A 20,535-nucleotide genomic window follows, 5' to 3' on the forward strand; every position below is an offset into this window, starting at 1 on the left:
CTTTCCATCAGTTCGTGAGGTTGGTTGACTCATCAAACTTGCAGCGCTTCTGGCAGCCGCCGATGTTTTGGCGTCCCCAAGGGGATTCGAACCCCTGTACTCACCGTGAAAGGGTGATGTCCTAGGCCTCTAGACGATGGGGACATAAACTTTTCAGTTAATGTCTTTTACTCTTTTCGCTTAAATCCTGACTGGCTTCTGATTAACTTCGATTAATACTTTCTTAATCGCTTGATACTACTTTAAGCTTATTAATCAGTTTCTTGTCAGTCAGCAGCGAAGAACGACATTATAAACAGCTTTGTGATTCTTGTGAAGCTTTTTTTCCGATGCGCTGGCGTTTCAAAGTCTTCGTTTCCGTTCTGTGGTGGAGGTAAGCGGGATCGAACCGCTGACCTCTTGCATGCCATGCAAGCGCTCTCCCAGCTGAGCTATACCCCCCCTTGCAGAACAGAAACGAGATTTTAGAGAGCAAACCGCGCTTTGTAAATACCCTCTGAGTGATTACATGCGACTTTTTTTCGAAGCCGCATGCAATCCCTCTCATTGCTTCAGGCGAGCGCTGTTTCGAGGCGGCTCACCACGACGTCACGGCCAAACAGCATCAGCACGCTGTCGATCGACGGCGTATGCGTCGTGCCCGCCACCAGCAGACGCACCGGCATGGCGAGTTGCGGCATCTTCAGCTTGTGCGCCCCGAGGGTCGCCTTCAGCGCGGCCGAGATGCTTTCCTTGCTCCACTCCGCGCTCTTCAGCGCTGTGACGAGATCGGCGATGGCAGGACGTACTGTGTCCGTCACGTGCTGCGCGAGCGCTTCGGGCTCCGGCGCCGGGGTGCGGTAGAACATCGCGGCGTTCCCGGCGATTTCCTTGACGGTGGCCGCACGGTCCTTCAACAAGCCCACTACCGCGACCAGATCCGCGCCTTGTGCTAGCGCCGCGTCCCCGATGCCCAGTTCGGCGAAGAACGGCTTGGCGAGCTCCGCAAGGCGCGCATTGTCCGCTTCCTTGATGTAATGGGCGTTGAGCCAGTTGAGCTTGTCGTGATCGTACTGAGCCGGAGACTTGCCGAGGTGCTCCAGATCAAACCACTCGACAAACTGCTCGCGCGAGAAAACTTCCGCATCACCATGCGACCAGCCCAGACGCGCGAGGTAATTCAGCACCGCTTCCGGCAGATAGCCTGCATCGCGATAACCCGTCACGCTCATCGCGCCGTGCCGCTTGCTCATCTTTTCGCCCTGCTCGTTCAGCACGGTCGGCAAGTGCGCATAGACCGGCGGCTCGGCGCCCAATGCACGCAGGATGTTGATCTGACGCGGCGTGTTGTTCACGTGGTCGTCGCCGCGAATCACATGCGTGATTCGCATGTCGAGATCGTCGACCACGACACAGAAGTTGTACGTCGGCGTGCCGTCCGGCCGCGCGATCACGAGATCGTCCAGTTCTTCGTTCGAAATTTCGACGCGGCCCTTGACGGCATCGTCCCACGCGACCACGCCCGTGAGCGGATTGCGAAAGCGCGTGACCGGCTGCACCCCCGCTGGCGGCGTGGGCAGCACCTTGCCCGGTTCCGGGCGCCACGTGCCGTCGTAGCGCGGCTTTTCGCCGGCCGCCCGCTGACGTTCGCGCAATGCGTCGAGTTCTTCGGTCGACATGTAGCACGGATACACCAGGCCCTGCTCCTGCATCTGCTTGAGCACTTCGCGATAACGGTCCATCCGCTGCATCTGGTAGAACGGGCCTTCGTCGTAATCGAGACCCAGCCACGCCATTCCTTCGAGGATGGCATCCACGGAGGCGGAGGTGGACCGCTCGACGTCGGTATCCTCGATCCGCAGCACGAAAGAGCCCTTCATCTTGCGCGCGAACGCCCACGGATACAGCGCCGAACGGATGTTGCCGAGATGGATGAAGCCCGTAGGGCTGGGAGCAAAGCGGGTACGAACGGAGGTAGTCATTTGCGGTTACTCGGAAGACTGGCAGCGGCGCGTGGCGGACGACTTTCCGCAGGCGCGGCAGCGGAACGCAAGCGTGCGGCAACGGATGCGGCGCACGTCTGCGAATGAAAAATGCAAGAGCCGAATTATACCCGCCGCAGGCTTGTCCCCGGCCCTCGTCCGTTTGGCCAGCAGGGCGTGCGCGCCCGCCCGGACGCGTGTCCGGGCTGTATCTGTAACGTTTCCTCACACGTGCTGCGACGTCGTGAAGCTTTGCTTTATGATGTGCGCGCGCCGTCATTGACCGGGCTGGCGGTTCGCCAGCCCCTCGCTCGAAATCAGCTGGCGGCGCAGTACGATCGCCGCCGGCGATCCTGTTTGCCTGACCCGCGGCAGCACGGTAACCCTCGCAGGAACCGGCGCCGTTGCTGGAGAAATCGTTGAAACCGTCTACCCCACGCCTGAGCCGCCGTACGTTTTCGCTTGCCGCGGCGTCCGCCGTTCTCACCGCCTGCACGACCACCGGCAGCCAGTCCGACAGCGCGTCGCGGCCCGCCAGCACGGCGTCCATCGTGCCGCCCGCAACGCCTGTGCCGCAAAAGCCGTCGCGGCCCCTGCGTATCGGTCTCGCGCTCGGCGGCGGCGCAGCCCGTGGCTTCGCGCACATCGGCGTGATCAAGGCGCTCGAGGCGCGCAACATTCAGGTGGACCTGGTGGCGGGCACGAGCGCCGGCTCGGTGGTCGGAGCGCTGTATGCATCGGGGATGAACGGTTTTGCGCTCAACAAGCTCGCACTGACCATGGACGAAGCGTCGATCAGCGACTGGGCCATGCCGTTCCGTACGCGCGGCTTCCTGCAGGGCGTCGCGCTGCAGAACTACCTGAACACGACACTCAATAACCGTCCCATCGAAAAGATGGCGAGGCCGCTAGGCGTGGTCGCGACCGATCTGAACACCGGCCAGCCTATCCTGTTCCAGCGCGGCAACACGGGCGTTGCGGTGCGCGCCTCGTGCAGCGTGCCGTCGATTTTCGAGCCGGTGAAGATTGCCGGCCACGAATACGTCGACGGCGGCCTGGTGAGCCCGGTACCCGCTTCGTTTGCGCGCAAGATGGGCGCGGACTTCGTGATTGCCGTGGACATCTCGCAGCGCCCGGAAACCGGACTCACGGCGAGCTCGTTCGACGTGCTGATGCAGACCTTCACGATCATGGGCCAGACCATCAAGGCCTACGAACTGGACAAATACGCGGACGTGGTGATCCGGCCGAATCTGGCGCAGATGAGCGGCAGCGATTTCTCCCAGCGCAACGCGGCGATTCTCGCCGGAGAGGAAGCGGCCGCGAGGATCTTTCCGGAGTTGCAACGCAAACTGGCCGCGAGCCGGGCGACGATATAACCCGGAGCGACCCCGGATGGTGCCGGTTGCGCCCGGGCGCTGTCATCAAAATGCAAAAAGCCTGCTGGACGAGACGCAGGCTTTTTATTGAGCGGGAGAACTATTCCGACGCGTACGGCCTAGTTATTACCACCGCCAATGGCAGCATTCACGCGTTGCTTCAGATCCTGCGAGCCCTGATAGGACGTCTCCACGCGGCGTGCACCCGTGAAACGCTTTTCCCAGTAAACCTCGTCCAGATCGTCGACGCGGATCGTGCTGCCGGTGGACGGCGAATGGACGAACTTGTTGTCGCCAATATAGATGCCAACGTGCGAGAAGGTGCGGCGCATGGTATTGAAAAAGACCAGATCGCCCGGCTTCAGATCATTCATGCTGACTTTTTCGCCGACCCGGCTCATTTCTTCAGCGCGGCGCGGCAGGGCCATGCCCAAGGTGTCCTGAAAGACATAGCGGACGAAACCGCTGCAGTCGAGGCCGGAGTCCGGCGTGTCGCCACCCCAGCGGTAACGCACGCCGATCATGTTCAGCGCGCCCACGACGACGTCGCCAGCTTTGCCGGCCATGCCTGACAGAAACGAGCGCGCGCCGCTATCGGACGGGGTATTCGAGTTTTGCGAATTGGGGGAGGACAAGGAATTCGATCCATCCTGGATCGAAAATGAAGCATTCTGATTCAAACTGCCTACTTCGTCGGCGAAAACGCCGGGAGCTGCTGCCATCAGTACGCCAATGAACATCCCGGCGACGACGCGCGTGCAAGCCTGGGTTAAGTTTCGGTGCTGCATTGGTCGGTAGTTTTTGCCTAAAAATCAGTGGGATACGGGAAAAAGTTTGGTCGATACTAGCCAGTAAGTATTCACGTGTCAAAACAAATAGAAAAATACAATCGGGACACGCACCCAATTGGTGAATATCAGGCGGAGAGCACTGCTTTCAGCAGCTTTCGAGTGTAAGGATGGGTGGGTGCAGCAAAAATTTTCTCCACTTCCCCGCTTTCCACGATCGAACCGTTTTGCATCACCGCGACCCGGTGCGCCATCGCGCCGATCACCGCCAGATCGTGGCTGATGAACACGAAGCCGAGATTGTACTTTTGTTGCAACCCGGCGAGCAGTTTCAGCACCTGCTGCTGAATTGACACGTCGAGCGCGCTGGTCGGTTCGTCGAGAATCAGGATGCGCGGTTCGAGCACGAGCGCGCGGGCGATCGCGATGCGCTGGCGCTGTCCGCCCGAAAATTCATGCGGGTAGCGATACAGCACCGTGCGGTCGAGTCCGACCTCGCGCAGCACCCCAATCACCTTCTCACGCCGTAGTTCGGCACTCATGTCCGGACGATGCAGCGCGAGGCCCTCGCCGACGATCCGCTCAATCGTCTGGCGCGGCGACAGCGAACTGAACGGATCCTGAAAGACCACCTGCATGTTCGAGCGCAGGACCGTCTGTTCGTGACCGCGAAAGCTCGCCAGCGCCCTGCCCTGAAATTCGATCTCGCCGTGCGCGGTACGTTGCAGGCCGAGCAGCGCCATCGCGAGCGTGGATTTTCCCGAACCCGATTCGCCGACGATGCCAAGCGTCTCGCCCTGGCGCACCGCGACGCTCGCGTCGTCCACCGCGCGAAAACGTCCCGCCCGAAACCAGCCGCTGAAACCGGGCAGCTTCGTTTTGAATTCGACTGAAACGTCGCGCGCTTCGAGTAACACCGGCGAAATGGGCAGCACGGGCACGACCGCGCGCTCAGGGCGGCTTTGCAACAGCCGCTGCGTGTACGGATGCTGCGGCGACGTAAACAGCTGCTCGACGGGCCCGCTCTCGACCAGTACCCCGCGCTCCATCACCGCAACCCGTTGTGCAAAATGACGCACGAGGTTCAGATCGTGTGTAATCAGCAGCACGGCCATGCCGCGTTTTTCCGCCTCGTCGCGCTGCAGTTCGAGCAGCAGTTCGACGATCTGCGCGCGGATCGTGACATCCAGCGCCGTGGTCGGTTCGTCCGCGAGCAGGAGCCGCGGGCGGCATGCGAGCGCCATCGCGATCATTGCGCGTTGCCGCTGGCCGCCCGACAATTGATGAGGATAGCTATTGACCCGCTTGCCGGGGTCCGCAATGCCCGTGCGCGCCAGCAACGCCACGGCACGTTTGCGCGCCTCTCGCGCCGGCACACCGTCGTGCACCACGATGGTTTCCGCAATCTGCTCGCCCACCGTGTAGAGCGGATTGAGCGCCGTCATCGGCTCCTGAAAGATCATCGCGATATCCGAGCCACGCAGCCCGCGCATCTCGCGCTCGCTCTTCGTCAGCAGATCTTCGCCGTTGAAGCGGATCGAACCGCTCAGCTCGGCGTCGTTGAGCAGACGCAGGATCGACAGCGCCGTCACGCTCTTGCCCGAACCCGATTCGCCGACCAGCGCCACTCGCTCGCCGCGCTGGATCGCAAGCGTGACGTCCTGCACGGCGACGGTATCGCCGAACGTCACACGCAGACGGTCGAGTTCCAGTAGCGGACCTGCCGCCATTTGCTTCGCCGGTTCGCTCACTGGTTGCCTCCGGCACGCATGGCATCGGAGATGCGGGTGTCGAGCGCGTTGCGCAAAGCGTCGCCCATGAAGGTCAGCAGCAGCAGCATGATGACCAGTACGCCGAAGGTGGACAGCGAGATCCACCATGCGTCCAGATTGTCCTTGCCTTGCGCGAGCAGTTCGCCGAGGCTCGGGGTCGGCGACGGCACGCCCAGGCCGAGAAAATCCAGGCTCGTCAGCGACAGGATCGCGCCGCTCATCCGGAACGGCAGGAACGTGATGACCGGCGTGAGGCTATTGGGCAGCACGTGCCGCCACATGATCTGCCAGTTCGACAGGCCCATGGCCCGCGCCGCGCGTACATAATCCTGGGTGCGATTGCGCAGAAACTCCGCGCGCACGTAATCCGACAGGCCGATCCAGCCGAACAGCGACAGCAGCACGATCAGCAGCACGAAGCCCGGCTCGAAGATCGACGCGAAGATGATCAGCAGGTACAGCTCCGGCAAGGCACTCCAGATTTCGATCAGACGTTGTCCGATGATGTCCGTCTTGCCGCCGAAAAAGCCCTGCACCGCACCCGCAAAAATGCCGAGCACCGTGCCGATCAGCGTCAGCACGAGCGCGAATTCCACCGACACGCGAAAACCGTACAACAGGCGCGCGAACAGATCGCGGCCGCGGTCGTCCGTGCCGAGCCAGTTATCGCGCGACGGCGGCGCCGGATTGGGCACCTTCGAGAAATAGTTCAGCGTGTCGTAGTAGTACGGGTTGGGCGGATATAGCGCGAAGTTGCCCGGCTTGCTGAAACGGTCGCGCACGTAAGGGTCGAGGTAATCCGCCGGTGTCGGGAAATCGCCGCCGAAGGCGGTCTCCGGATATTGCTTGAACATCGGAAAGTACAACTGCCCTTCGTAGCGAACCACCAGCGGCTTGTCGTTCGACCATAGCGGGCCGGCCAGACTCAGCGCAAATGCGACCACGAAGACGATCAGGCTCCAGTAGCCCAGACGCTGCTTACGAAAGCGCCGCCACACGCGACGCATGGGCGACGGCGACACGAAGGCGCGGACCGGCTCGGTGCGCGTCGGCAAATCGGCTCGGCTTCGGGCTCGACTCAAGTCAGCGCTCCAGTTGTTCGAATTGAATGCGGGGATCGACCCAGACGTAGCAGAGGTCGGAGACGAGCTTGGTGGCGAGCCCGATCAGCGTGAACAGATACAACGTGCCGAGCACCACCGGATAATCGCGCTGTACGACTGACTGATACGACAGCAGACCCAGACCATCCAGCGAGAACAACGTCTCGATCAGCAGACTGCCGGTAAAGAATGCGCCAATGAACGCGCCCGGAAACCCGACGATCAGCGGCAGCGAGGCGTTGCGAAACACGTGCTTCCACAACACGCGCCGCTCGGAAAGTCCCTTGGCGCGCGCAGTCAGCACGTATTGCTTGCGGATCTCGTCGAGAAAGGCGTTCTTGGTCAGCATCGTGACCACGGCAAAACTGCCCACCACCGAGGCGACGATCGGCAACGTGATGTGCCAAAGATAGTCGAGGATCTTGCCGCCCAGGCTCAACTGCGCCCAGTTATCCGAGGTGAGGTTGCGCAGCGGAAAGAGCTGCAGGAACGAACCGCCGCCGAACAGCACGAGCAGCAACACCCCCAGCACAAAGCCCGGAATGGCATAGCCGGTCAGCACCACCAGGCTCGTCGCGAAGTCGAAGCGCGAACCGTTGCGCACGGCTTTCGCAATGCCGAGCGGCACCGAAATCAGATACGTGAGGAAGAAGGTCCATAAGCCGATGCTGATCGACACCGGCAGCTTGGACACCACCAGCGACCACACGCTTTGATGGCGGAAATAGCTTTGCCCGAGATCGAAGGTCGCAAAGCGCTTGAGCATCAGCACGTAGCGTTCGAGCGGCGGCTTGTCGAAGCCATACAGCGCCTTGAGTTGCGCGACCTGCTTCGCGTCGACGCCGGTATGGGCGCGCAGCCCGAACGGCGCGCCATTTTCGGAGCCCTTGCGCAGTTCATGGACGGCCTGTTCGACGGGACCGCCCGGTACGAACTGGATCACCGCGAATGTCAGCGTCAAAACGCCGAGCAAGGTCGGGATCATCAGCAGCAGACGTTTGAGGATGTAGCTCCACATGGCGGCGATTCCGGTGCGCTAGCGTGAGGCGATGAAGCGTTGAAAGAGACGAAACGTCACGGCGTGGCGGGCTGCGGTGCAAACCACCAGGTCGATGTGATCCAGTCGCTTGCCGAATAGTACAGCGGCAGGGTCTTCGGCCACGCCATGCCTCGTTTGAACGCCACCCGATGACTCGTACTGTACCAATGTGGAATCACATAATAGCCATGCATCAGCACGCGGTCGAGCGCATGGGTCGCGTCCAGCAGTTGTTCGAGCGTCTGCGCCTGCACCAGAGCTTGCAGGATGGCGTCGACGGCCGGCGATTTCAGGCCGCCCAGATTACCCGAACCGGACACATCGGCGGACTTGCTGCTGAACTGGTCGACCTGATCGCTGCCCGGCACCTGCTCGTCGGGAAACTTGATGATCGTCGCGTCGAATTCGAACGCGTCGAGCCGTTTCTGATACACCGCGAAATCCGATACGCGGTAGTTGATCTTGATGCCGAGCTTGGCCAGATTGCGCTGGTAGGTCGCGATCACCGGCTGCCACACCGGCGCACCGGAGGAATCGTCGAGAATCTCGAATTCGAACGGCTGACCCTTGGCGTTGCGCAGCGCGCCGTCGCGATAGGTCCAACCCGCCTCGGCGAGGAGTGCCCGTGCTTGCAGCAGATTGGCGCGCAGCGAGCCGGGTGGGTCCGTGTCGGGTTGTACCGGCATGGGTCCGAACACTGCCGGGTCTAGCGTCTTGCGCCACGGGTCCAGCAAGGCGAGTTCACCGGCGCCGGGCGTGCCGGTTGCCTCGAACTGCGTGTTGACGAAAAAGCTGTCGATCCGCGTGTACTGGTTGTAGAACAGCTGGCGGTTGAGCCACTGGAAGTCCAGCGCGAGATCGAGCGCCTTGCGTACGCGCACGTCCTGGAAGATCGGTTTGCGCAGATTCAGCACGAAACCCTGCATGCCGTTGCCGTTGTGCTGCGGGAATTCACGCTTGATCAGCTCGCCGTTGTCGAACGGCTTGCCGACATCCCGCCGCACCCAGTTGCGCGCCACGTTCTCGACGAGCGCGTCGTATTCACCGGCCTTGAATGCTTCGCGGCGTGCGGTATCGTCGGAATACAGCTTGTAGGTGATACGGTCGAAGTTGTTGGTGCCCACCCGTACCGGCAGCGCGGCGCCCCAATAATTCGGATCGCGCCGGTAAGTGATCGTGCGGCCGTTGTCGTAACGTTCGATCAGATACGGACCGCTGCCAATCGGCTTTTCGAACGCAAGCTGGTCAAACGGTATGCGCGAGCCGTCGGGCTTTACGCCCCACTTTCGTGAAAACACGGGGATGCCGCCCGCCAGCAACGGCAACTCACGGTTGCGCTGGCGAAACTCGAAGCGGATGGTTTGCGGATCGACGACCACTGCACGCGTGATGTCCGAAAAGTACGCGGCATACGACGGCGCCGCTTGCGGGCTTTTGAGCGTGTCAAAGGAAAACTTGACGTCGTCGGCGGTAACCGGATCGCCGTTCGAAAAATGTGCGTGTGGATTGATGTGAAACGTAGTGGACAGTCCGTCCGGCGCAATGCGGATGTCGTCGGCAAGCAGCCCGTATTCCGTCGCGACTTCGTCGGAACTTCCGGTGGCGAGGCTCTCGAACAGAAAGCCGATCCCCGGTGCCGCATTGCCCCGCAGCGTGAACGGATTGAACTTGTCGAAACTCGTCTGCCGGTTCGGGTTGGCGAGGACAAGCGTGCCGCCCTTCGGCGCATCCGGATTGACATAGTCGAAGTGCCTGAAACCCGGCGGATATTTCGGCTCGCCGTATTGCGCGATGGCGTAGGCAGCGTGCGCCGATTGCGGCGTCAGCCATGCCGCGGCGGACACAGCCAGAGCGATGAAAGATACCGCAAGCGTACGCGGCACAAGCGCCAAACCGACCCGCGAGAGCCTCTCCTGCACGGCGCGCAACGTGCTGCACCAGCCTTCCCGAGGCGCTTGAACCCATCGCGAGCCAGTTGTCATAGGGGCCTTATTGGTCAGTGGGCAGTTGCAATGTGAGAGAATTCTACCCAATAATCCCGCGCGATCCCGCACATCCGAGCTCGCGGCGCGCTGACTTCATTAGGAGAATTCATGGGCTTCCTCGCTGGTAAACGAATCTTGCTGACCGGCCTGCTGTCGAACCGTTCGATTGCATACGGCATCGCGCAAGCCTGCAAGCGCGAAGGCGCTGAACTCGCGTTCACATATGTCGGCGACCGTTTCAAGGACCGCATCACCGAATTCGCCACGGAATTCGGCAGCGACCTGGTCTTCCCGTGTGACGTCGGCGACGACGCGCAGATCGAAGCGCTCTTCGCGTCGCTGAAGCAACGCTGGGACGGCCTCGACGGCCTCGTCCATTCGATCGGCTTTGCGCCGCGCGAAGCGATTGCCGGCGACTTCCTCGACGGCATGACGCGCGAAAATTTCCGCATCGCGCACGATATCTCCGCCTACAGCTTCCCCGCCCTCGCCAAGGCCGCACTGCCGATGCTATCGGACAACGCCGCGCTGCTCACGCTGAGCTATCTCGGTTCGGAACGCGCCATCCCGAACTACAACACGATGGGTCTGGCAAAGGCCTCGCTGGAAGCAAGCGTGCGTTACCTGGCTGTTTCGCTCGGCAACAAGGGCGTGCGCGTCAACGGTATTTCGGCAGGCCCGATCAAGACACTCGCGGCAAGCGGCATCAAGGGCTTCGGCAAGATTCTCGAGTTCGTCGAAGACAATGCGCCGCTCAAGCGCAACGTGACGATCGAGCAGGTCGGCAATTCGGCCGCATTCCTGCTGTCCGATCTCGCAGCCGGCGTGACGGCAGAAATTCTGCACGTCGACAGCGGTTTCAATGCGGTGGTCGGCGGTATGGCCGCAGTTGCGGAGTGATGCGCACACGGCTTGCCTGTCCATCAGAGGCCCACGTGCAACAAAAAACCGCCCTTTCGGGCGGTTTTTTTAAGCTTGCTCGAGCCGTTACGAAACCGTGGATTCAACCGCATCCAATCCGGTTCGCGCTCAGAGCTTAGTAGCGGCGATAACCGCCATGGTCATGGTAGCCATAGCCACCGTGATGACGATACCAGTCGTTACGCGCCCAGTAGCGATGGCCGTCCCAGTAGCGGTCGCCATGCCAGCCGATCACGATTGCAGGGCCGCCGTAGTACACCGGCGCGGGTTGATAAACGACCGGCGGCGGCGGCGGTGCATAAACAGGCGCCGGTGCTACGTAGACCGGAGCAGGAATACCGATGTTGACACCCACGCTCACGCCGGCCATTGCTGCACCCGACGCACCCAGCGCAAGAACCCCGATCAGAAGCGGAACAAGACGAGCGGACTTCATGGATTCACCTTTTACAAGTGTGTGTTGTTGGCCGAAATATAGCGCAAGGAAGTGATCCGCGTATTTCAAGTTTGTAAGAACTGATGCACAACGTCGCACTCTGATGCGTCCCGTAACGTCTCGTTACAACGGACCCGGATTCGGTGAAAAGCCGGACTACCGGTAATATGTCGGCCATTGACGGCATTTCTTGAGCCACGGATTGCTGCGACGCTTGGTCGCTCATTACTTCGGTATCCAAACAAAAATTAATCTTGCCGAAACCGAAGTCTTAAACCAGTGCGAATCACGCCTGCGCATGAACGTTTACGCGCAAGCAAAATGAAAAGCGGACACGGAAAAAAACAAAACCCCAAGAGACCGCGATCTCTTGGGGTTCCGCCGCCATTGCTGGCGGAGACGGAGGGATTCGAACCCTCGATCCAGGTTTTGGCCCAGATGCTCCCTTAGCAGGGGAGTGCCTTCGACCTCTCGGCCACGTCTCCCAAACTTTCGGTCGCGCAGGGAGTCAGCGCGACGAAGCCAAGATAATAGCGGGCTGAGCCGCGAAGGTCAACGTCTGTGGCACACTTTTTGTGCCAGTTTCGTCATCGACAGTGCAAATAATTTGCGCCACTGCCAGGGCCGCCGCGCACCCCGCCACGCGAAACGAACGGAGCGCTCTTGTACACCCCGTTGTGCAAGGCAGATTACGCCTGATCCAGTTCAAAAGCCTTATGCAGCGCGCGCACGGCGAGCTCCATATACTTCTCGTCGATCAGCACCGAAATCTTGATTTCGGACGTGGAGATCATCTGGATGTTGATGCCCTCTTCCGACAGCGTGCGGAACATCGTGCTTGCGATACCGACATGCGAACGCATACCGACGCCGACCACCGACACCTTCGACACCTTCGGATCACCCAGCACCTGCTCGGCTTTCACGTGATCTTTCACCTGGCCGGCGAGAATTTCCATGGCGCGCTGATAGTCGCCGCGTCCCACCGTGAACGTGAACGCCGTTTTACCTTCGACGCTCTGGTTCTGGATGATCATGTCGACGTCGATATTCGCGTCCGCCACCGGGCCGAGGATCTGATACGCAATGCCCGGCTTGTCGGGCACACCCATCACGGCGATACGGGCCTCGTCGCGCTGGAACGCGATTCCCGAGATGACTGCTTTTTCCATGGTCTCGTCTTCTTCAAAAGTAATCAGGGTGCCCGACTTCATTTCAGCGTCGAGCGGCATCAGCGGATCGGTCAGGCTGGACAGCACGCGCGTCTTCACCTGATATTTGCCGGCGAATTCCACCGAGCGGATCTGCAACACCTTCGACCCCAGGCTTGCCATTTCCAGCATTTCTTCGAACGTCACGCGGTCGAGGCGGCGTGCCCCATCGACCACCCGCGGGTCGGTGGTGTAGACCCCGTCGACGTCGGTATAGATCAGGCACTCGTCGGCCTTCAGTGCGGCCGCTACGGCCACTGCGGAGGTATCCGAACCGCCGCGGCCGAGCGTGGTGATATGGCCTTCCGGGTCGATACCCTGGAAGCCGGTGATCACGACCACCTTGCCCGCTTCGAGATCGGCCAGTACGCGCTCACCGTCAATTTCGCTGATACGTGCTTTGGTGTAGGCGCTGTCGGTTTTGATCGGCACTTGCCAGCCGGCGTAGCTGACCGCATCGACGCCCGCTTCCTGCAGCGCGATGGCAAGCAGGCCCGAACTGACCTGTTCGCCGGTGGCGGCAATCATGTCGAGTTCGCGGGGGTTCGGCTGGGCCGAAATGTCTTTCGCGAGACCGAGCAAGCGGTTCGTTTCGCCGGACATCGCCGAGGGCACGACGACCATCTTGTGGCCGGCCTTGTGCCATTTCGCGACGCGCTTCGCGACGTTCTTGATGCGCTCGACCGAGCCCATCGAAGTACCGCCGTATTTATGTACGATGAGTGCCATTGTCGTTCTGAACTGGAGATGAAACCGCGCTGGCGCGCTGGAGTCGACCGCACAAAAGCACCAGAGCGCAACGTTTCGGAAACGACGGCAAAGTGTGGCGGCGTAGATGCAGCGCACGTGCAACACGCGCGGATTTGCCCGCGAGGAATCGCTAAGAACCGCGCATGGTCACTCATTTGCGTTGGCCGGAAAAAACACAAAAAACAGCCGGAAAACAGCAAAAGTAACCGCAAATGCGGCTTGGGCAAGCAGGTAAACGTACCCGATCGGACGCAAAAAGACAAGCCAAAATGCCGGGATTAATCATTGCAAAGGCTTGTGCGGAAAGGATTTGCGCCCTATTTCACGATGCGGCCACCACCGTCCGACCGGCCGGTCAGGCGATCAGCAGATCGTCACGCCAGTCGATGCGCAGATACCGTGCGCCGGGTTCGGCGGCCACGTCTCCTTGCGGCGGCAAGGCGGCCTGATTGACCCCAAGCAATGGCACGAAGAGCAGCACGTCGCCCACGAACAACAACGGCACGTCGCGCTTCCACGCTGGCACGCCGCGCTCCTGAAACAGGTTTTTCAGGGTGCGGCTTGAGCCCTGCGCGCTGCGACGCATGCGCTCGCCACCATTACGCGAGCGTGCCGACAGCGGCGCCGCGCCGAGCAAGGCGGCCGGCACCGCGCCGGGTTCGTTTGCAACAGCCTCGGCGAAGACGAACGTGCCGCGCCATAGCGCGAGCCGCCAGACGGATTCGCCGCGCCACCTGAGTTGCGCGACGGGACGCGCGACGAGCGCGGTTTCATCCGCCGCCTCCGCGCTATCCCCCGCTTCCCAGTAGATCTGGTCACGATAGCTGCGCAATGCCTGCCCTGCGTGATCGACGCGCAAGCTGTGCGCCGCGCCGACTTCGCGCAGTTGCCGCAGCGCGTCGCCCAAACGCGCGCTGGATGCAGCCGGCATGCCGAGCGAGCGCATCCAGTAACGCATCAGGTTGAGCGCGCGATCGTCGTCGAAGGCGAGCACGGTGGCGCGCGACAGCGCACGGCCGTCGTCGCGCGCGGCAGCGGCCATGTCGAGACAGGCCAGTTGATCGAGCAGGCGCTGTGCCGAAGCGGCGTGAGACGCGGTGCGCGCCAATGCGTCGCGAAAGCCGGGAAAGTGCACCGCGAGTGCGGGCAGCACGTCATGACGCAACGCATTGCGCGCATAACGGGTATCCGCATTCGATTCGTCGTCGATAGAAGCGAGCCCGCGCGCCGCCGCGTATCGCTCAAGTTGCGCGCGCAACAAATGCAGCAGCGGCCGCACGCGGGTCGCGGCCGCGCCTGCCGGCAAGTAGTTGAATGCCATTGCCGCAAGCCCGGCGAGCCCCGCTCCGCGCAGGAGTTGCAGCAGGACGGTTTCGGCTTGATCGTCGGCATGTTGCGCGAGCCACAGCGTCGCTGTGCCGTACTCCGCACACAGTGCCTCCAGCGCGCGATACCGCGCCTCGCGCGCTGTCGCTTCGACGCTCACGCCAGACTCGCGCGCAACCTCGACGCGTTGCGCGGCGAACTCGACGCCCCGTTCAGCGGCGAACCGCTCGCAATGCGCAAGCCAGTGGTCGGCGTGCGGACTGAGGCCGTGATGGATATGAAACGCCACGCAACGCGCCGGCCCCGCGACGCGCACCGCGGCGTCGAGCAGCACGCTCGAATCGACGCCGCCGCTGAACGCCACTGCAATGCGCGCATCAATGGGCAGCCCAGAAAGCGCAACGCTGACCGCATCGAGAACGAGGCGGTCAGCGGGAGAGTCAGCGGTGTGGGTCACAGTGACGAGGCGCGATGCGCCCAGGCGTGAGAGCGGGCGCCGGCTTATGCGCCCGGCGTCGTTTCCTTGAACTTGCCGTAGGCCATCAGACGTTCGAAACGACGTTGGCGCAAGTCAGGCACGCTCATGCCCTGGAACTGGCGCAGCGAATCGGCGAGCGCACGACGCAACATGGCCGCCATGCCCTTCGGATCGCGATGCGCGCCACCCAGCGGCTCATTGACGATCTTGTCGATCAGGCCCAGCGCCTTCAGACGATGCGCGGTAAGGCCGAGTGCTTCCGCCGCTTCCGGCGCCTTCGCGGCGCTCTTCCACAGAATCGACGCGCAGCCTTCCGGCGAGATCACCGAGTAGGTCGAGAATTGCAGCATCAGCACGCTGTCGCCCACGGCAATGGCCAGCGCGCCGCCCGAACCGCCTTCACCGATGATCGTGGAGATGATCGGTGTTTTCAGTTCGGCCATCACGTACAGGTTGCGGCCGATCGCCTCCGACTGGCCGCGCTCTTCCGCCCCGATGCCAGGGTAGGCACCCGGCGTATCAATGAAGGTGAACAGCGGCAGACCGAATTTCTCGGCAAGACGCATCAGACGTTCGGCCTTGCGATAGCCTTCCGGGCGCGGCATGCCGAAGTTGCGCAGCGACCGTTCCTTGGTGTCGCGCCCCTTCTGATGGCCGATCACCATGCAAGCCTGGCCGTTGAAACGCGCGAGGCCGCCGACGATGGCGAGGTCGTCCGCGAATGCGCGGTCGCCATGCAGTTCGTGGAAATCGGTAAACAGTTCGCTCACATAGTCGAACGTGTACGGACGTTGCGGATGACGGGCAATTTGCGAAACCTGCCACGGCGACAGGTTGGCATACAGATCTTTGGTGAGCTGCTGGCTCTTCTTGGACAGCCGCTCAATTTCTTCCGAAATATCGACGGCCGAATCGTCCTGCACGAAGCGCAATTCTTCAATCTTTGCTTCGAGTTCAGCGATTGGCTGTTCGAAATCCAGAAAGGTGGTCTTCATTGGTTTTAATCCTTGGACTTACCGGCAGCGCGTATTCTAACCGCGCGCGCCGATGTCAAAACTACCTCGAAACTATCGGTTTATGGAAATCAATAGCTAACAGGCAGCGTCGCTGCCTTAGTAGTCGACCGGCAGCGGATCAAGACTACGCCACATATACCAGGTCGCGACTGTACGCCACGGTTCCCAGTTCGCCGCAACCTCACGCGCTTCGCTGCGCGTGACCGGCTCGCCGCTGAAATAGTTGACGCTGATCGCGCGGATCAGGCCGAGATCGTCGAGCGGCAGGACATCCGGGCGCGACAGGTTGAAGATCAGGAACATTTCCGCCGTCCAGCGGCCAATGCCGCGAATCTGCGTAAGCTCGGCGATCACCGCCTCGTCTTCCATCGAGGTCCACTTGCCGACATGCAAGGCGCCCGACACGAAGTGCTCCGCCAGATCCAGAATGTATTCGGCTTTGCGCTTTGACAGACCGCATGCCAGCAGCTTTTCCTGACCGAGCTTGATGAACTGCTGCGGCACGAGCTTCGGACACGCGCTTTCGACGCGTTGCCATGCGGCTTGCGCCGAGGCCACCGACACCTGTTGCCCCACCACCGAGCGCGCGAGCGTCACGAAGGGATCGCCGCGGCTCATCAGGTGCACCGGGCCGAATTTCGGAATCAGCTTCTTGAGAATACGGTCACGCTTGACGAGGTCGGCACAGGCCTTGTCCCAGTATGCGGGGCGCGTCACTTCAGGCGTGAGGCCGCCCACTTGCACCGGAACGGCGACTTCCGCGTCGTCCAATGCACGCGTTTTGCGCACGACTTCGCCATCATGCAGCGTGTCGCGCGCGAGTTCCTGCGTGTCGTGAGCGGGTTCGGCCAGCACGGTGCCATTCACCCCATGGCTTTTGACACGCGGCGAGCGTGCCGCTTTCGTCACCGTCGCTTCAGGCGCAGACGCGCCGTTGAGCTTGCGCTTCGCCGGTGTTTTCCTTGCGGTGCTGCCCGTCTTGGCGGCGACCTTCGTCGTGCCGGACACCGCGTTCGCAGCGTTGCCGTTGCGCGCGCGAGTCGATTTCACTGCGGCTGCCGCGCTGGTTTGAGACGCGGCCCGTTTAGCCAACGTCTTCGTGGCCGTTGCCATCCTGCCTCCTGCCTGGCGAGTCGATCAAAGGGAAGTACGAGGTGCGCTCACACGCGCCGCCACTCGGTCAACCCGCCGGGTTTGTCTTCAAGTGCAACGCCGGCTTCGAGCAATTCGGCCCGGATCCGGTCTGCTGCCGCATAGTCCTTCGCCTGCTTGGCCGCCACGCGCGCGGCGATCTTCGCTTCGATCGCGGCGCTGTCGAGCGCGCCGTGCTGGGCGCTCCCTGCCGCCTGCTGCAAGAACGCACGCGGCTCACGCCCGAGCAGTCCGATGATGCGCGCAAGCGCACGCAGTTGTCGGGCCAGCGCAGCGTCGCGCGTGCGGTTTACCTCACTTGCCAGTTCAAACAGCACCGACACCGCTACCGGCGTGTTGAAGTCGTCGTTCATCGCCGCCTGGAATCGCTGCGCATGCGCTTCGTTCCAGTCCAGCGCGGCGTGGTCCGGCGTCACGTCTTTCAACGACGTGTACAAACGCGTGAGCGCATTGCGCGCGTCGTCGATATGCGTGTCGCTGTAGTTCAGCGGCGAACGATAGTGCGCACGCGCGATAAAGAAGCGCACCACTTCCGCGTCGTATTGCGCGAGCACTTCGCGGATCGTAAAGAAGTTGCCGAGCGACTTCGACATCTTCTCATTGTCGATCTGCACGTAGCCGTTATGCATCCAGTAATTCACGAACGTTTGACCTGTCGCACCTTCGCTTTGGGCGATTTCGTTTTCATGGTGCGGAAACTGCAAGTCCTGACCGCCGCCGTGAATGTCGAAATGATCGCCGAGCAAGGTGCAGCCCATGGCCGAGCATTCAATATGCCAGCCGGGACGGCCACTTCCGTACTTAGAGTCCCAACGCGTGTCTGCAGGCTCGTCGGGCTTGGCCTGTTTCCACAAGACAAAATCCAGCGGGTCCTGCTTCGCGTCATTGGCTGCCACGCGCTCGCCCGCCCGCAGGTCTTCGAGCGACTTGCCGGAGAGCTTGCCGTAGCCTGCGAATTTGCGCACCGCGTAGTTCACGTCACCGTCGCTTGCCTGATATGCGTAGCCGTTTTCTTCCAGCTTGCCGATCATGCCGAGCATCTGCGGGATGAAATCAGTGGCGCGCGGTTCGAGGTCCGGCCGCTCGATGCCGAGCGCGTCCGCGTCTTCATGCAGCGCCTTGATGAAACGATCCGTCAGCGACTTGATCGTCTCGCCGTTTTCGACTGCGCGGCGAATGATCTTGTCGTCGATATCGGTGATGTTGCGCACATAAGTCACGTTGTAAGCGAGGGTGCGCAGCCATCTCTGCACGATATCGAACACAACCATCACGCGTGCATGACCGATATGACAGTAGTCATACACCGTCATCCCGCAGACGTACATGCGTACAACGCCTTCTTGCAGCGGCACGAAAGTTTGCTTGTCACGCGCGAGCGTGTTGTAGATGCGCAGTGATTCCATAGAGACGATGCGTGGGCCGAAAGAAATCCGCAATGTGTTACGTGCCTGCCGTGCCCGCTCTAGACCAGACGGGTAAGGCATATATAGCAGCAAACCGGTGCACCTGGTGCGGCGGTCAGGCTGCGATCAACGCGGAGACGACCACGAGTGGCGAAAAGACAGTCTGTGGTTCAACGGAACGCGCAGACCTTTTGTTAGAATGGCTCGGAGTATAACATCCAGACCTGAGCCTATGAAATCTTCCAGCGGCCGCGCGCGCAGCGCCGCGACCCTCGCCGCGACGGCCCTGTGCGGCCTCGCCGTCCTGCTCGTGCCAGGCGCTGCGGCGTACGCGCAAAAGACGCCCGTGATGGCCACGGGCCCCGCCGTGCGCGACGGTACGCCGGAAATCGACGCGTCGATTGCGCAGAAAAACTGGAACGCCGCGCTCACGCAACTCGACGCCCGGGTCGCCGCGAATCCGCGCGACGCGCAGGCGCAGTTCAAGCGCGCCACCGTGCTCGCGCACCTGAATCGTGACGACGAAGCCATTAACGCCTTCATCGCGTTGACGCAAAGCTATCCGGAGCTGCCCGAACCCTATAACAACCTGGCAGCGCTCTACGCGAAGCACGGCCGCTATACCGAAGCGCGCGAAGCGCTCGAAACGGCCACCAAGGCGAACCCCAACTATGGTCTCGCTTACGAAAATCTCGGCGACCTGTATCTGCGCCTCGCCGCGTCGGCCTACCAGCGCGCGCAGGGCCTCGGTCAGGCAAGCGGCACCTCGCAGCAGCGCCTTGCCGACATCCAGAAAATTGTTTCGCCTCCAAAGAGCGCCACGCCGGTCAAGAAAGTGGCCCCGCCCGAGGACTACACGAATCGCGCCACCTCGAACATAACGCAATCGCCGGGCTTCCAGTTCGGCGGCCCGAACGGCTCGCTCGGCATGCCGCCTTACATGGCGCCATCGCAGTAAGCGGCGGCATGGCATCCTGCACGCTCGACGCCAACGTATTTTTCCACCCTGAGGATCTTCATGAAATGGTTGATGTTGGCGCTCGGCAGCGCCGCCCTGATCGCTAACGCGCCCGCTTTTGCCCAGTCCGCGCCGCAAGCCGCGCATCCGTCCGTGCTGTTCAAGACCACCGACGGCGACATCCGTGTCGAGCTGTATCCGGAGAAGGCGCCCAAGACGGTCGCCAACTTTCTCGACTACGTGAAGTCCGGCCAGTACAGCGGCACGATCTTTCACCGCGTGATTCCCGGCTTCATGATTCAGGGCGGCGGCTTCACGCAAAGCTATGCTGAGAAGCCCACGCGTGCGCCGATTCAGCTCGAAAGCCGCAATGGCCTGAAGAACGTGACCGGCGCAATCGCCATGGCGCGCACGAGCGATCCGGATTCGGCCACCGCGCAATTCTTCATCAATACCGCTGACAACGCCGGCCTCGATTACCCGGGGCAGGACGGCAACGGTTACGCCGTGTTCGGCAAGGTGACCTCGGGCATGGACGTCGTGAAAAAGATCGAAGGTACGCCGACTACCACACGCGGCCCGATGGCAGATGTGCCGCAAACGCCGATCGTGATCGAATCGGCGACGATCGTCGGCAAGTAACGCCCCGTCACCACGGATACCCTCGCGCGGCCCCACGCATCTTCTGCGATGCGATGCGCCGCGCCTTCCAACCACCTGTTCATCAAAGGATTCCATCATGGTCGAACTGCACACGAATCACGGCGTCATCAAGCTCGAGCTGGACGCTGAAAAGGCACCGAAGTCGGTTGAGAACTTCCTCAACTACGTGAAGGCCGGTCACTACGACAACA

General features: G+C 61.6%; 17 protein-coding genes and 3 tRNA genes. 5 read left to right on the forward strand and 15 right to left on the reverse strand.

The genetic code is table 11. The features are described from left to right. Window positions 1-68 precede the first annotated feature (68 nt). From VGH41_RS06860 to gltX, 3 genes are all read right to left on the reverse strand, one after another. Window positions 69-144, reverse strand: a tRNA-Glu gene (locus VGH41_RS06860). 221 nt (window positions 145-365) lie between these two features. After that, window positions 366-441: transfer RNA gene (locus VGH41_RS06865), tRNA-Ala, on the reverse strand. A 110-nt stretch (window positions 442-551) separates the two neighbouring features. Continuing rightward, on the reverse strand, window positions 552-1,961 hold the full coding sequence (gene gltX / locus VGH41_RS06870) for a glutamate--tRNA ligase (protein ID WP_331596601.1): 1,410 nt from the start codon (window positions 1,959-1,961) through the stop codon (window positions 552-554). Window positions 1,962-2,380: 419 nt separating this feature from the next. On the opposite strand from gltX, the gene VGH41_RS06875 reads away from it, so the two are divergent. Then, window positions 2,381-3,340 carry a patatin-like phospholipase family protein gene (locus VGH41_RS06875; RefSeq protein WP_331596602.1) on the forward strand — a complete coding sequence of 320 codons (960 nt, stop codon included), beginning with the start codon at window positions 2,381-2,383 and terminating at the stop codon, window positions 3,338-3,340. Between the two features lie 119 nt (window positions 3,341-3,459). Here the strand turns inward: VGH41_RS06875 and VGH41_RS06880 are convergent, their stop codons facing one another. From VGH41_RS06880 to VGH41_RS06900, 5 genes are all read right to left on the reverse strand, one after another. Then, complete coding sequence (locus tag VGH41_RS06880; RefSeq protein ID WP_331596603.1) at window positions 3,460-4,128, reverse strand: C40 family peptidase; 669 nt, start codon at window positions 4,126-4,128, stop codon at window positions 3,460-3,462. 128 nt (window positions 4,129-4,256) lie between these two features. After that, complete coding sequence (locus VGH41_RS06885; RefSeq protein WP_331596616.1) at window positions 4,257-5,858, reverse strand: dipeptide ABC transporter ATP-binding protein; 1,602 nt, start codon at window positions 5,856-5,858, stop codon at window positions 4,257-4,259. A gap of 17 nt (window positions 5,859-5,875) precedes the next feature. Beyond that, complete coding sequence (locus VGH41_RS06890; protein WP_331596604.1) at window positions 5,876-6,982, reverse strand: ABC transporter permease; 1,107 nt, start codon at window positions 6,980-6,982, stop codon at window positions 5,876-5,878. 1 nt (window position 6,983) lies between these two features. After that, window positions 6,984-8,021 (reverse strand): microcin C ABC transporter permease YejB, encoded by a 1,038-nt coding sequence (locus tag VGH41_RS06895; protein ID WP_331596605.1) that lies wholly within the window; start codon window positions 8,019-8,021, stop codon window positions 6,984-6,986. Between the two features lie 56 nt (window positions 8,022-8,077). Beyond that, on the reverse strand, window positions 8,078-10,024 hold the full coding sequence (locus tag VGH41_RS06900) for an extracellular solute-binding protein (RefSeq protein ID WP_331596606.1): 1,947 nt from the start codon (window positions 10,022-10,024) through the stop codon (window positions 8,078-8,080). Window positions 10,025-10,135: 111 nt separating this feature from the next. Between VGH41_RS06900 and fabI the strand changes: the two genes are divergently transcribed. Next, window positions 10,136-10,927 carry an enoyl-ACP reductase FabI gene (gene fabI, locus VGH41_RS06905; RefSeq protein ID WP_331596607.1) on the forward strand — a complete coding sequence of 264 codons (792 nt, stop codon included), beginning with the start codon at window positions 10,136-10,138 and terminating at the stop codon, window positions 10,925-10,927. Between the two features lie 136 nt (window positions 10,928-11,063). On the opposite strand, the gene VGH41_RS06910 is transcribed toward fabI, so the two are convergent. The 7 genes from VGH41_RS06910 to cysS form a co-directional block, all read right to left on the reverse strand. Next, window positions 11,064-11,384 carry a hypothetical protein gene (locus VGH41_RS06910; protein WP_331596608.1) on the reverse strand — a complete coding sequence of 107 codons (321 nt, stop codon included), beginning with the start codon at window positions 11,382-11,384 and terminating at the stop codon, window positions 11,064-11,066. A gap of 391 nt (window positions 11,385-11,775) precedes the next feature. Further along, window positions 11,776-11,869: transfer RNA gene (locus tag VGH41_RS06915), tRNA-Ser, on the reverse strand. A gap of 204 nt (window positions 11,870-12,073) precedes the next feature. Next, window positions 12,074-13,324 (reverse strand): aspartate kinase, encoded by a 1,251-nt coding sequence (locus VGH41_RS06920; RefSeq protein ID WP_331596609.1) that lies wholly within the window; start codon window positions 13,322-13,324, stop codon window positions 12,074-12,076. 376 nt (window positions 13,325-13,700) lie between these two features. Then, window positions 13,701-15,128 (reverse strand): tRNA lysidine(34) synthetase TilS, encoded by a 1,428-nt coding sequence (gene tilS / locus VGH41_RS06925; protein ID WP_331596610.1) that lies wholly within the window; start codon window positions 15,126-15,128, stop codon window positions 13,701-13,703. A 44-nt stretch (window positions 15,129-15,172) separates the two neighbouring features. Beyond that, window positions 15,173-16,144, reverse strand: coding sequence for an acetyl-CoA carboxylase carboxyltransferase subunit alpha (locus VGH41_RS06930; RefSeq protein ID WP_331596611.1), 972 nt, complete (start codon window positions 16,142-16,144; stop codon window positions 15,173-15,175). Window positions 16,145-16,261: 117 nt separating this feature from the next. After that, window positions 16,262-17,278 carry a DNA-3-methyladenine glycosylase gene (locus VGH41_RS06935; RefSeq protein WP_331596612.1) on the reverse strand — a complete coding sequence of 339 codons (1,017 nt, stop codon included), beginning with the start codon at window positions 17,276-17,278 and terminating at the stop codon, window positions 16,262-16,264. Window positions 17,279-17,325: 47 nt separating this feature from the next. Continuing rightward, window positions 17,326-18,723: a cysteine--tRNA ligase gene (gene cysS, locus VGH41_RS06940; protein WP_331596613.1), complete on the reverse strand. Its 1,398-nt coding sequence runs from the start codon at window positions 18,721-18,723 to the stop codon at window positions 17,326-17,328. A gap of 232 nt (window positions 18,724-18,955) precedes the next feature. Here cysS and VGH41_RS06945 point away from each other — a divergent pair, with 232 nt between their 5' ends. From VGH41_RS06945 to VGH41_RS06955, 3 genes are all read left to right on the forward strand, one after another. Continuing rightward, complete coding sequence (locus tag VGH41_RS06945) at window positions 18,956-19,681, forward strand: tetratricopeptide repeat protein (protein ID WP_331596614.1); 726 nt, start codon at window positions 18,956-18,958, stop codon at window positions 19,679-19,681. Between the two features lie 60 nt (window positions 19,682-19,741). Next, complete coding sequence (locus VGH41_RS06950) at window positions 19,742-20,323, forward strand: peptidylprolyl isomerase (protein WP_331596615.1); 582 nt, start codon at window positions 19,742-19,744, stop codon at window positions 20,321-20,323. A gap of 97 nt (window positions 20,324-20,420) precedes the next feature. After that, on the forward strand, window positions 20,421-20,535 hold a 115-nt coding region (locus VGH41_RS06955), incomplete at its 3' end, for a peptidylprolyl isomerase (protein WP_331596617.1).

Origin of the sequence: Paraburkholderia sp., assembly GCF_036488795.1 — a bacterium.
Classification (GTDB): Bacteria; Pseudomonadota; Gammaproteobacteria; order Burkholderiales; family Burkholderiaceae; genus Paraburkholderia.

Excerpts from the sequence above, each read along its gene's own strand:
- gltX (WP_331596601.1), bottom strand. The coding sequence starts at position 1,961 with ATGACTACCTCCGTTCGTACCCGCTTTGCTCCCAGCCCTACGGGCTTC.
- VGH41_RS06880 (WP_331596603.1), bottom strand. The coding sequence starts at position 4,128 with ATGCAGCACCGAAACTTAACCCAGGCTTGCACGCGCGTCGTCGCCGGG.
- VGH41_RS06885 (WP_331596616.1), bottom strand. The coding sequence starts at position 5,858 with ATGGCGGCAGGTCCGCTACTGGAACTCGACCGTCTGCGTGTGACGTTC.
- VGH41_RS06895 (WP_331596605.1), bottom strand. The coding sequence starts at position 8,021 with ATGTGGAGCTACATCCTCAAACGTCTGCTGCTGATGATCCCGACCTTG.
- VGH41_RS06900 (WP_331596606.1), bottom strand. The coding sequence starts at position 10,024 with ATGACAACTGGCTCGCGATGGGTTCAAGCGCCTCGGGAAGGCTGGTGC.
- fabI (WP_331596607.1), top strand. The coding sequence starts at position 10,136 with ATGGGCTTCCTCGCTGGTAAACGAATCTTGCTGACCGGCCTGCTGTCG.
- VGH41_RS06910 (WP_331596608.1), bottom strand. The coding sequence starts at position 11,384 with ATGAAGTCCGCTCGTCTTGTTCCGCTTCTGATCGGGGTTCTTGCGCTG.
- VGH41_RS06920 (WP_331596609.1), bottom strand. The coding sequence starts at position 13,324 with ATGGCACTCATCGTACATAAATACGGCGGTACTTCGATGGGCTCGGTC.
- VGH41_RS06930 (WP_331596611.1), bottom strand. The coding sequence starts at position 16,144 with ATGAAGACCACCTTTCTGGATTTCGAACAGCCAATCGCTGAACTCGAA.
- VGH41_RS06935 (WP_331596612.1), bottom strand. The coding sequence starts at position 17,278 with ATGGCAACGGCCACGAAGACGTTGGCTAAACGGGCCGCGTCTCAAACC.
- cysS (WP_331596613.1), bottom strand. The coding sequence starts at position 18,723 with ATGGAATCACTGCGCATCTACAACACGCTCGCGCGTGACAAGCAAACT.
- VGH41_RS06945 (WP_331596614.1), top strand. The coding sequence starts at position 18,956 with ATGAAATCTTCCAGCGGCCGCGCGCGCAGCGCCGCGACCCTCGCCGCG.
- VGH41_RS06950 (WP_331596615.1), top strand. The coding sequence starts at position 19,742 with ATGAAATGGTTGATGTTGGCGCTCGGCAGCGCCGCCCTGATCGCTAAC.